Source organism: Confluentibacter sediminis, from assembly GCF_003258355.1.
Classification (GTDB): domain Bacteria; phylum Bacteroidota; class Bacteroidia; order Flavobacteriales; family Flavobacteriaceae; genus Confluentibacter; species Confluentibacter sediminis.
Map to the genome: position 1 here is coordinate 102,735 of NZ_QKPO01000016.1, position 11,442 is coordinate 114,176.

Annotated in this window: 11 protein-coding genes; 7 read left to right on the forward strand and 4 right to left on the reverse strand. The window is 31.3% G+C overall.

What is annotated here, in order from left to right:
- Positions 1–2 precede the first annotated feature (2 nt).
- The 7 genes from DKT72_RS14790 (at position 3) to DKT72_RS14820 (ending at position 9,324) form a co-directional block, all read left to right on the forward strand.
- Positions 3–1,805: an OstA-like protein gene (locus DKT72_RS14790; RefSeq protein ID WP_111309516.1), complete on the forward strand. Its 1,803-nt coding sequence runs from the start codon at positions 3–5 to the stop codon at positions 1,803–1,805.
- The gene (locus tag DKT72_RS14795) at positions 1,805–2,980 is read left to right on the forward strand and encodes an aspartate aminotransferase family protein (RefSeq protein ID WP_111309517.1); all 1,176 of its coding nucleotides are present in this window, start codon (positions 1,805–1,807) and stop codon (positions 2,978–2,980) included. Before DKT72_RS14790 ends, DKT72_RS14795 begins: the two co-directional genes overlap by 1 nt.
- A 156-nt stretch (positions 2,981–3,136) precedes the next feature.
- Positions 3,137–4,525 (forward strand): tetratricopeptide repeat protein, encoded by a 1,389-nt coding sequence (locus tag DKT72_RS14800; protein ID WP_111309518.1) that lies wholly within the window; start codon positions 3,137–3,139, stop codon positions 4,523–4,525.
- Positions 4,526–4,577: 52 nt separating this feature from the next.
- A complete protein-coding gene (locus DKT72_RS14805; RefSeq protein WP_111309519.1) occupies positions 4,578–5,495 on the forward strand; it encodes a polyprenyl-phosphate transporter in 918 nt (305 codons plus the stop codon).
- A gap of 2 nt (positions 5,496–5,497) precedes the next feature.
- On the forward strand, positions 5,498–6,517 hold the full coding sequence (locus DKT72_RS14810) for a DUF368 domain-containing protein (protein WP_111309520.1): 1,020 nt from the start codon (positions 5,498–5,500) through the stop codon (positions 6,515–6,517).
- Positions 6,510–7,250, forward strand: a complete 741-nt coding sequence (locus DKT72_RS14815; RefSeq protein ID WP_111309552.1) for a shikimate dehydrogenase family protein — start codon at positions 6,510–6,512, stop codon at positions 7,248–7,250. Before DKT72_RS14810 ends, DKT72_RS14815 begins: the two co-directional genes overlap by 8 nt.
- Before the next feature lie 103 nt (positions 7,251–7,353).
- Complete coding sequence (locus DKT72_RS14820) at positions 7,354–9,324, forward strand: DUF349 domain-containing protein (protein WP_111309521.1); 1,971 nt, start codon at positions 7,354–7,356, stop codon at positions 9,322–9,324.
- Between the two features lie 42 nt (positions 9,325–9,366).
- On the opposite strand, the gene DKT72_RS14825 is transcribed toward DKT72_RS14820, so the two are convergent.
- From DKT72_RS14825 to DKT72_RS14840, 4 genes are all read right to left on the reverse strand, one after another.
- On the reverse strand, positions 9,367–9,798 hold the full coding sequence (locus tag DKT72_RS14825) for a DUF5606 family protein (protein ID WP_111309522.1): 432 nt from the start codon (positions 9,796–9,798) through the stop codon (positions 9,367–9,369).
- A 54-nt stretch (positions 9,799–9,852) separates the two neighbouring features.
- Positions 9,853–10,440, reverse strand: coding sequence for a peptide deformylase (def, locus tag DKT72_RS14830; protein ID WP_111309523.1), 588 nt, complete (start codon positions 10,438–10,440; stop codon positions 9,853–9,855).
- An 89-nt stretch (positions 10,441–10,529) separates the two neighbouring features.
- Positions 10,530–10,940 carry a Holliday junction resolvase RuvX gene (gene ruvX, locus DKT72_RS14835; protein WP_111309524.1) on the reverse strand — a complete coding sequence of 137 codons (411 nt, stop codon included), beginning with the start codon at positions 10,938–10,940 and terminating at the stop codon, positions 10,530–10,532.
- Between the two features lie 98 nt (positions 10,941–11,038).
- A complete protein-coding gene (locus tag DKT72_RS14840) occupies positions 11,039–11,335 on the reverse strand; it encodes a hypothetical protein (RefSeq protein ID WP_111309525.1) in 297 nt (98 codons plus the stop codon).
- Positions 11,336–11,442 lie beyond the last annotated feature (107 nt).

Sequence of the window (11,442 nt, forward strand, 5' to 3'; positions counted from 1 at the left end):
GTTTGAAAGTACGACATCTTTTTTATATTAATATACTCTTTTTTTTAGCAGCCTCAATAAACAGTTATGCTCAAGAAAAAAAGAAAATTGAAATTGTATATTCTGGAAGAGTCAATATTGATGAAGCCAACTACCCTGGTGCAAAAATTTTAACCAGAGACGATTCCCAACAAGTCCATATCCTGCACGAAAATATTAATTTATGGTGCGACAAAGCCATTCAATATAGTAATGAAAACTTTATTGAAGCCTATGGCAATGTAAAAATGATACAAGAAGATACTATTAACATGACATCAAAATATATAGAATATAGTGGTTTAACACAACTAGCATTTGCCAGCGGCGATGTGGTATTGAAGGACCCAACTTCTACGATTACTACTGATACGCTGTATTTCGATCGTTTAAAACAGGAAGCTTTTTACAGAAATGGTGGCACCGTTGTAAAGGATACTTCTGGCACCATTACCAGTAAAATAGGCAGATATTACATGAACCTTAAAAAATATAAATTTGTTCAAGATGTGGTATTAGTCAATAAAGACGCTACCATTAACTCCAATTATTTCGATTTTTATTCTGATACTGGATTTGCCTACCTTTTTGGACCATCAACCATTGTTACCACAGAAAGCAAAACCTATTGCGAAAAAGGCTTTTACGATACCAAATTAAAGGTAGGATATGCCATGAAAAATGCCAAGATTGATTATGATAATAGAGAGATAAAAGGAGATAGCTTATATTTTGATAATAATAAAAGTTTTGCATCGGCTACAAACAATATTAAAGTTACCGATACCTTAAATAAAAGTATTGTTAAAGGGCATTATGCGGAAGTTTTTAAAGAAAAAGATTCTGTTTTTATAACCAAAAGGGCTTATGCCATAACCGTTCAAGAAAAAGATTCTGTTTATGTACATGCAGATACCTTAATGGTTACCGGAAAACCTGAAAAACGCATTATAAGAGGATTTAAAAATGTAAGAATGTATAAATCTGATATGAGTGGAAAAGCAGATTCCATCCATATGAATCAAGAAACAGGGCTAACACAATTCATAAATATTTCAAAACCGGGAAGAACCGATTTGTTTTCAGTAAAACTAAAACCCATTCTTTGGAATATAGACAATCAAATGACGGGTGATACCATTCATTTAATTTCAGATACTAAAACCGAAAAACTTGATTCGCTCATTGTATTTAATAATGCATTCATCATAAGTAAGGATTCGGTGGGGACTGGCTACAATCAAATTAACGGTCAAAAGCTCATAGGTTTATTTGATGATAACAATGAGCTATATAACATTGACATCATTAAAAATGCACAATCCATATATTATTCAAGAAATGATGACGATGAACTGATAGGAATCGATAAATCTAAATCAGGCTCCATCAATATTAAAATTTCTGACAAAACTATAGATGAAGTTAATAAAATCAATCAAGTAGATGGTTTATTATATCCTGAATCCAAATTCCCCGACAACGAAAAACTTTTAAAAGGATTCGATTGGCGTGATGAAGAACGACCCAGAAGCGTAGAAGATCTATTTAAAGATGATCCCCCTTTAGTTTTACCAATTATTAAAGGTTTAGATGATTACGTACCTCAAGAAGACTTTTTCGACGAAGACATGTTAGAACGCATAAACCAAGCTGATGAAGCCAGCAAGAATACCGATAAAGACAAAGATCCTAAAGCATCTAGAAATTTACCGCAAAGAGTTAAAAACAAAGAAAAAAATAACCTTATTGCACCAGCAAATGATACTGTTGGTGGTGAAGAATAATGAAGTCAGATTTTTTTAAATATCAAGCACAAACAAGCCCCTACCCATTAGCCATGGAAATTTCCCATGCAAATGGTTCTTATATATACGACACAAATAACAAAGCGTATTTAGATTTTGTAGCTGGCGTATCAGCAACACCATTAGGGCACAATCACCCAAAGATTATAAACGCCATAAAAGAACAAGCAGACAAGTATTTACATGTCATGGTGTATGGTGAATATATTCAAAAACCAGCCGTAGAGCTCACCAAATTACTTGCGGAGAATCTGCCAGCTTCTTTAGATAAAACCTATTTAACCAATTCTGGCACAGAGGCTATTGAAGGAGCTTTAAAATTAGCAAAGCGCGCCACTGGCAGAAGCGAAATGATTTCTGCCCACAATGCCTATCATGGAAATACTATGGGGTCTATGAGTGTTATGGGCTATGAGGATCGCAAACAAGCATTTAGACCATTATTACCCGATGTTCGGTTTATAAACTTTAACAATGAAGAAGATTTAGAACAAATAACTACAAAAACAGCTTGTGTTATCTTAGAAACTATTCAAGGTGGCGCTGGTTTTATAGAGCCAACTAATGGGTATTTAGAAAAAGTTAAAAGACGTTGTAATGAAGTTGGCGCACTTTTAATTTTAGATGAAATCCAACCAGGCATTGGTAGAACAGGTAAATTATTCGGTTTTGAACATTATAATTGCATACCAGATATTTTAGTAACTGGAAAAGGTTTGGGAGGCGGCTTGCCCATTGGAGCTTTTACGGCTTCAAGTGAGCTTATGGATTTATTATGTACACAACCCAAATTGGGACATATTACCACATTTGGAGGTCATCCACTTATAGCCGCCTCCGCTTTAGCAACCTTAAAAGAAATTACCGAAAGTGATTTAATGCCCTTAGCATTAGAAAAAGAACAACTCATTCGTCAACTATTGATCCATCCGCTTATTTTAGAAATTAGAGGAAAAGGACTGATGTTAGCATTAATAACGCCATCAGCCGAAATCACAAATACTGTCATTCTCAAGTGTCAAGATCATGGTTTAATACTCTTTTGGTTACTTTTTGAACCTACCGCAGTACGTATTACACCGCCTTTAACCATCTCAAATGATGAAATCATCAAAGGATGTCACATTATTTTAGATATTTTAAATACTTTTTAGCATTAAGATAATATATTCAACTTTCTGAAAATCAAAATAAAAACATCAATTTAAAAAGACTGTTCATTACTTTGTTAAAAACATTTAACCATTTTTTATAAAAAAAACGCTTTCTACCCTTACATTTAATGAGGAAGAATACTTATAAATGTGCTTATGGAGTTTAGTCACGACGACAACAACAATCTGCCGCTTACCAAGTTTGAATCGATGTTGAAAACAAACCATGTTTTATTCTTCGATTCTGAAGAATTTGAAAACATTATTCATCACTACCTAAATGAAGGTAAAATATCATTAGCTAAGAAAGCCATTAAACTAGGTTTAGAACAACACCCGACTTCTATCAATTTAAAACTTTTTAAAGTTGAGATTTATGTGTTTGAAGATAAATTAATTCAAGCAGACGAATTGTTGAATGAGCTTTATATTTTAGAGCCTAATAACGAAGAAATCTACATTCAAAAAGCAAATATATTTTCAAAAAAGGACGATCATTTACAAGCCATTGATGTCCTTAAAAAAGCACTGGAACTTACAGATGATGCTGTAGATGTTTACTCTCTTATTGGTATGGAGTATTTGTTTTTAGATGAATATGAAGAGGCTAAAGTGTATTTCATGAAATGCCTTGAAGAAGATTTAGAAGATTATTCCGCACTATATAATGTCGTGTATTGCTTTGATTTTTTAAATCAAACGGAAGAATGCATTGAATATCTCAATATCTTTTTAGATAAAAACCCATATTGTGAAGTAGCTTGGCACCAGTTAGGAATACAATATTTTGAACTGAAAAAATATAAAAAAGCATTGGCTTCGTTCGATTTTGCAATTATTTCTGATGACAGCTTTGTGGGTGCTTATATAGAAAGAGGCAAAGTTTTAGAAAAATTGAAACGCTTTGAAGATGCTATTGAAAGTTATTCCATAACGCTTAAACTAGACGACCCTACACCTTATGCCCTACTGCGTATAGGAGCTTGTTACGAGAAATTGAACAACAATGATTTAGCTATTCAATTTTATGAAAAAACGTTACATCAAGACCCTTCATTAGATAAAGGTTGGATTGCTATTACAAGATTTTATATAAAAAAAAGAAACTATCTAAAAGCACTTTATTTTATTAATAAGGCTATTAATGTAGATACAGAAAATGTGATTTATTGGAAATTATATTCACAAATAAATCAGCGTTTAAATCTTTATGAAGAAGCCGAACGCGGTTATAAAAAAACCTTAGAATTAGGTAATTACGAATTAAATACTTGGCTTTCTCGTGGTGATCTTTTAATTAAACTCGGTGAACCCCGAGCCGCGATTTATAATTTTGAACAAGCCATCGATTTTTATCCCGAAAATGCTGAAATAGAATACCGTTTAGCAGGTTTATACTTTACCTTAAACGAAGCCGACAAAGGCACTTTTCATCTAAAAAATGGCTTAAAATATAATGGTGATTATACTTTTATTTTAGACGAACTCTTTCCTGAAGTTATAAAAAAAGTTCAAGTTAAAAATTTACTAAAGACAAATCAATAACAAAACGTTTAATTAAAATGTATACCTTTGGTTTTAGCATTAAAACAAGGATATGGAAAGACGTTTTTTAGATTATCTAATCATTACATTAAAAGGATTAGCGATGGGTGCTGCCGATGCCGTACCAGGTGTTTCTGGAGGTACAATCGCTTTTATTTCTGGAATTTATGAAGAGTTAATCGCCACCATTAGCAATATAAAACCTTCTCTTTTCAAAATACTTTTTAAAGAAGGCATTACAGCTTTTTGGAAAGAAGCTAATGGTAATTTTGTTCTTGCATTGTTATCTGGTATTGTTATTAGCTATGTCTCTTTTATGCAACTTGCTAAATATCTGTTAGAAAACCAACCCGTTTTAATTTGGTCTTTCTTTTTCGGACTCATTATTGCCAGTATTTATTTTGTAGCAAAACAAATTACCAAATGGAATATACCAGTAATTATATCCTTAATTATTGGAGCCAGCATGGCATTTTACATTTCGATTTTACCTGTTATGGCTACAAATGAAAGCCTCATGTTTTTATTTTTTGCTGGAGCTATTGCTATTTGCGCCATGATTTTGCCAGGTATTTCAGGATCTTTTATATTAATAATACTTGGGGCATATAAAACCTTGAGTGATGCCATACATGACATCGACATAAAAAAAATATTAATATTTGTAGCTGGTGCCTTAGTTGGATTACTCAGTTTTAGTCATATTTTAAAATGGCTTTTTAAAAATTACCACAATATAACATTAGCATTATTAACTGGATTCATTTTTGGTTCTTTAAATAAAGTTTGGCCTTGGAAAGAAACATTAAGTTGGTATACAAATTCCAAAGGGATAGAAGAACCACTCATTCAAAAAAGTGTATCTCCTTTTAATTTCAATGGTGACAACCAATTGCTATTTGCCGTTTTGTTAATAATTATCGGATTTTTAACGATTTACATTTTAGAAAAAATAGGTTCAAAAAAGTAATAATGGAAAGTACCAGAACACTTAAAGATAAAATATTTCTTATACTAAAAGGTATAGGAATGGGAGCAGCCAATAAAGTTCCTGGTGTATCTGGTGGTGTAGTAGCGTTTGTGGCTGGTTTCTATGAAGAATTTATCTACTCACTCAAAAAAGTAAATGGTAAAGCCTTTAAATTACTCATTAATAGACGTTTTAAAAGCTTTTTCAATTATATAAATGGTCGTTTTTTAGTGCTACTATTCAGTGGCATGATTATAAGCTACTTTAGTGTTTCTCTAGTCTTAGATTATTTAATTAAAAACTATGAACTTTATATTTGGAGTGTTTTCTTCGGAATGATTATAGGGTCCATTTATTATATAAACAAAGATTTTAAAGATTGGAACTACAAAACATATACGGTGCTTGCTATTGGGACAGTATTAGGTATAGGAATTAGTTTTTTAAATCCTGCCACAGAAAATGATAACTTATGGTTTGTATTTTTTTGTGGGATTATTAGTGTCTCCGGGATGACGCTTCCAGGTTTTTCAGGCTCGTTTATACTCATCCTTTTGGGGAATTATGTATTACTTTTGGTCGACTCTGTAAATGCCTTGTTTATTACTTTTTATGAAATTCTTGGTGGAAATTTCAGTTTTATAAATAATCCAGAACGCATAACCATCCTTAAAGTTTTATTGGTTTTCACCTTGGGTTCTATCACTGGTTTAGTAACATTTTCACACATATTAAGCTATATTTTAAAACACTATAAAAGTGTAACGCTATCAGCTATAATTGGTTTTATAATTGGTTCTTTAGGTGTTGTTTGGCCTTGGAAAAAAACTATTTATAAACTTACAAATGAGGGTGCTTTTATTTACGATTCCACTGGAGAAAAAGTGGTAGAAAACTACAAACGCTTTATGCCAGAAATCCATTTAGAAACCTTATACGCTATTCTATTTATATGTCTTGGCATTGCTATTGTTTTAGCATTAGAAATGTATGCTCAAAAAACCAGAAAATCACATGCATAAATTAGGACTTTTAGGAAAAAATATTTCTTATTCATTTTCAAGAACTTATTTTAAATCTAAATTCGAAAAAGAAGGCATCCTAGATGTTTCTTATGAAAATTTTGATATTGAAGACATTTCTCTTTTTCCTTCCATTATAGAAAACACCTACGGATTAAAAGGTTTAAACGTGACCATTCCCTACAAACAAGTTGTCATGCCTTATTTAGACGATATTGATGAAAAAGCAAAAACCATTGGTGCCGTAAATACCATAAAAGTTAAAAAAGACGGTAAATTAATTGGCTATAATACCGATTGTTACGGATTTGAAAAATCCATTAAGCCATATCTTACACCACGTCATAAAAAAGCATTGATTCTTGGTACTGGCGGCGCTAGCAAAGCCATTTCTTATGTGTTGCAAGAACTTAATATAGAATATCATTATGTGTCTAGAACTGCATCAGAACACAGTCATTTTACCTACAATGACTTAAATGAAACCATTATAAAAGAATTTGACATCGTTATAAACTGTACGCCATTAGGCACCTTTCCCAATATTGATAATTGTCCTAATATACCCTATCAAGCCATTACAGATAAGCATATTTTATACGATTTAATATATAATCCTTTAGAAACCAAATTCTTAAAATTAGGAAAGGAACATAGCGCAACAATTATAAATGGTTTAAAGATGCTAGAACTACAGGCAGAAAAAGCTTGGTCCATTTGGAATTTGGAATAAATGCATCTTTTAAAAGAAAAGTCCGTCTCCTTTTTGTAAATACTTGACTTGTTAGTATCTTTAAACACAAAACAGATTCAATTGAACCTAAACATTTATTAAAATGTCAGAGACAGATAACCTGCAAAACGCAGATGGACCGGAAAACAACAGCTCTCCAATTCGTTTAAACAATGATAATGAAGCTATAGAAACTGAAGACACCTCTTCCAACACAAAAAGTATAGAGACTTCTATCCCTGAAGATGAATCAACGGAAAGTAAAGATTCGGATGGGCATGATGAATTACAGAATGAAATAGATGATTCTAATGCGGAAGATGCGGAAGATGAAGGAAATAAAGACCGACACACCATTGAAATAAAAGAATACGATAAAATGTCTTTAGAACAGCTTACTGCTGAACTTGAAAAGTTAGTAAAAAACGAGAAAGTTCAAGCTATTAAACAGCATGTCGAGGGCATCAAAAAAGAATTCGATTCTCAATTTAATGATTTATTAGAAGAAAAAAAGGCTGATTTTTTGAGTGATGGTGGCAACGAAATAGATTTTTATTTCACTTCTCCAATTCAAAAACAATTTAAAAATATTTACAAAGAATATCGCAATAAATTACACGAACACCGCAAAAAATTAGATCAAAACCTTAAACAAAACTTAGCAAACAAACTTGAAATTATTGAAGAAATAAAAGGGTTGCTTAATATTGAAGAAAACATCAATACAACCTATAAACATTTTAAGGAACTTCAAGAAAAGTGGAGAAATACAGGTCCAATTCCAAGAGATAAGTATAATAATGCTTGGAATAGTTACCACCACCATGTTGAAATGTTTTATGATTTTCTGCACCTAAATAGAGACTTACGCGATTTAGATTTTAAGCACAATTTAGATAAAAAGCTTAAAATTATTGAGCGTGCCGAAGAATTGGCGCAAGATAAAGATATCATGCGGGCATTTAGAGAGCTTCAAGAACTCCATAAAATGTGGAAAGAAGAACTAGGTCCCGTTGACAGAGAACATAGAGAGGCTATTTGGGATCGTTTTAAGGCTTCTACCAAAATTATAAATGATAAACGCCAAGCGTATTATCAAGAAATTGATAAAATCTACGAGAAAAACCTTGATATAAAGCTTGACATCATTGCCAAAATTAATGAGATAAATAGCCAAGAAACCAAGTCACATGGTGCTTGGCAGAATAAAATTAAAGCTATTGAGGGTTTAAGAAATGATTTCTTTAATGCGGGAAAAGTACCTGCAAAAGTTAACGAATCTACTTGGGCTAAATTTAAAAGTGCTGTTAGAACGTTTAACAGACAAAAAAATGCTTTCTATAAAGGCCTGAAAAAAGATCAGTTTACAAATCTTCAAAAAAAATTAGAGCTTATAAAAATAGCTGAAGATAATAAGGATAGTGAGGACATAGAAGTGACCACTGCTTTAATGAAGAAAATTCAAAATGATTGGAAAAAAATTGGTCATGTACCAAGAAAAGACAGCGATAAAGTTTGGAATCAATTCAAAGCTGCGTGCAATTATTTTTTTGATAGACTTAATGCCAACAGAAATGCTGAAAACAAAGACAGTCTTGAGGCTTTTAACAAGAAACAGGACTTATTAGAGGTTTTAAAATCTTTAAAACTTACTAAGGATAAAGACAAAGATCTTGAGACCATTAAAGATTACATAAACCAATGGAACGCTATTGGTAGAGTACCAAATGACAAACGTTATATTGAAGGAAAGTATTCTAAAGTTTTAGATGAATTATTCTCCAATATGAAAATGGAAAAAGATGAGTTGGAAATGATAAAGTTTGAAAACAAACTGGAAGATTTAAACAATTCTGATAATAGCAAAAATCTGGATAATGAGCGTACATTTATTCGTAAAAAAATAGATGAAATCAAGGCTCAAATCAATCAATTAGAAAATAACTTACAATTCTTCACTAACGTAGATGACGACAATCCTTTGGTAAAAGAGGTTCGTACCAATATTGAAAACCACAAAGACGAATTAAAGCTTTGGAAGAAAAAACTAAGTAAAATAAAAGAACTTTATTAAAATAAAAAAAAACCTCCAAATTTGGAGGTTTTTTATTTGACTCTATTCTTCTTCGTCAGTTTTAGATTTTGGTTTTTCAACATCTTCTGAAAAATCCATTAAATCATGCTGTTGTAATAAATTATACCACTGAATAATCTTCTTTATATCACTAACATAAACTCTATCTTCATCATAATCAGGTAAAATATTAAAGAAATACTCTTCAAGCTTATCATTACTATCTTTAGCCGTAATACTTGTTGGCTGTCCGTTTTCTTTTTCTTTTATAGTATTAAGAACCTTTTTTAAAGGCACTTCTTCTGTTAAGGTATAAATAGCTATTTCACTTAAAACACTTACATTTTGTCTAACATTAATAGATACTCTTTTTTTATCTAACAATGATTCTGCAACAAACCCGCCACGTGTTTGGGCTATTAATTTGTATAATCCTGGTTTACCTGTAATTGATAATATTTTTTCTAAACTCATAAATTAGTTTTAAAGGGAGGCAAATATCATTTGTTTATAATTGTTTTACAAATATTATCGCTTCTTTTTTGCGTTAGGAAATCGCATTCTGTAATCAACGTCAATCTCTCCTTTTGATATTTTATTTAGTCTTCCTTTTATTAGACGCTTTTTTAATCCAGATAATTTATCTGTAAATAAAACACCTTCAATATGATCGTATTCATGCTGAATGACTCTCGCTATCAATCCATCGAATACCTCGATATGTTTCTTGAAATTTTCGTCTAAATACTCCACCGTAATTTTAGGTTTTCTTAAAACATCTTCTCTCACATCTGGAATACTCAAACACCCTTCGTTAAATGCCCATTCGTTACCTTCTTCATTTAATATTTTAGCGTTTATAAAAACACGTTTAAACGTTTTTAATGCCATTTGTTCTTCTTCACTTAAATCTTCATCAGAAAAAGGTGCTGTATCAACTAAAAATAAACGGATGGGTAAACCAACTTGTGGAGCCGCTAAACCAACACCATAAGCATGGTACATCGTTTCAAACATATTTCCTAAAAGTACATCCAAATTTGGATAATCTTGAGATATGTCTTCTGCTTTCTTTTTTAAAACTGGGTCGCCATAGGCTACAATTGGTAAAATCATTACTTTATTGAATTATTAAACGCAAAAATACAATACTTACTTTTGATTATAAATTTTTTGTGTTTGAAAACGTGCTTTTTAAATGAAAATCATTTTGAATACAAATAACTTTGTAAAATAAGTGTAGCACTAATTTCATCTATAAGTGCTTTATTTTTTCGTTGCTTTTTTTTTAAACCACTATCTATCATGGTTTTAAATGCCATTTTCGAAGTAAACCGTTCGTCTACACGTTTAATAGGTATATTAGGAAATTCCTTTTCTAAGCGATTTAAAAATGGAATGATAAATACTTCACTTTCTGAAGCTGTATTATCCATTTGCTTTGGTTCTCCAACTAAAAAAAGCTCCACTTTTTCTTTATGTAAGTAATCTTTTAAAAAAACGAATAAATCCTTTGTAGCAAGCGTCGTTAAACCTGAAGCTATAATTTGCAGTTCATCGGTTATGGCAATCCCTGTTCTTTTCAAACCATAATCTATTGCTAAAATTCTTGGCATATATAATTTTTCACAAAAATAATCCAATAAATAAAAAAGGTTGTCTTTTTAGACAACCTTTTTAAACACTTAACCTTAATTATTAATGTTTTGAATTTTTAAGCTTTTACTGTTCTATTTATTTTAGGAAATAACAAATCTATGTTCTCAACACTTCTTAAACGGTTCAAGTAAATCCTAATATCGCTTTCAGTACGAACTAAAGTAGCTTCAGTGGTTTCTCCTTTTTTTACGGTTGATACGGTTTCAGAAGCATTTATTGTTAAAGAAGTTGCTTCATCATTATGCGAAACTATTACAGCCGCTTCAATTTTTTTACCTTCAACACTACTTTGAGCATGAGCAAAAGAGAAAGAAAGTAATAAAATTAATAAGATGTAATAATTTGTTTTCATAACTTGGTTGCTTTGTTGAAACAAATATATATCTACTATAAAGCTCATTAACAATTTATTAGTTATAATGAATGTATTTTCGTTTAGTAGTGGAGTGATTAATTTTT

Excerpts from the sequence above, each read along its gene's own strand:
- DKT72_RS14815 (WP_111309552.1), top strand. The coding sequence starts at position 6,510 with ATGCATAAATTAGGACTTTTAGGAAAAAATATTTCTTATTCATTTTCA.
- DKT72_RS14840 (WP_111309525.1), bottom strand. The coding sequence starts at position 11,335 with ATGAAAACAAATTATTACATCTTATTAATTTTATTACTTTCTTTCTCT.
- ruvX (WP_111309524.1), bottom strand. The coding sequence starts at position 10,940 with ATGCCAAGAATTTTAGCAATAGATTATGGTTTGAAAAGAACAGGGATT.
- DKT72_RS14825 (WP_111309522.1), bottom strand. The coding sequence starts at position 9,798 with ATGAGTTTAGAAAAAATATTATCAATTACAGGTAAACCAGGATTATAC.
- DKT72_RS14805 (WP_111309519.1), top strand. The coding sequence starts at position 4,578 with ATGGAAAGACGTTTTTTAGATTATCTAATCATTACATTAAAAGGATTA.
- DKT72_RS14820 (WP_111309521.1), top strand. The coding sequence starts at position 7,354 with ATGTCAGAGACAGATAACCTGCAAAACGCAGATGGACCGGAAAACAAC.
- DKT72_RS14795 (WP_111309517.1), top strand. The coding sequence starts at position 1,805 with ATGAAGTCAGATTTTTTTAAATATCAAGCACAAACAAGCCCCTACCCA.
- DKT72_RS14810 (WP_111309520.1), top strand. The coding sequence starts at position 5,498 with ATGGAAAGTACCAGAACACTTAAAGATAAAATATTTCTTATACTAAAA.
- def (WP_111309523.1), bottom strand. The coding sequence starts at position 10,440 with ATGATTTTACCAATTGTAGCCTATGGCGACCCAGTTTTAAAAAAGAAA.
- DKT72_RS14800 (WP_111309518.1), top strand. The coding sequence starts at position 3,137 with ATGGAGTTTAGTCACGACGACAACAACAATCTGCCGCTTACCAAGTTT.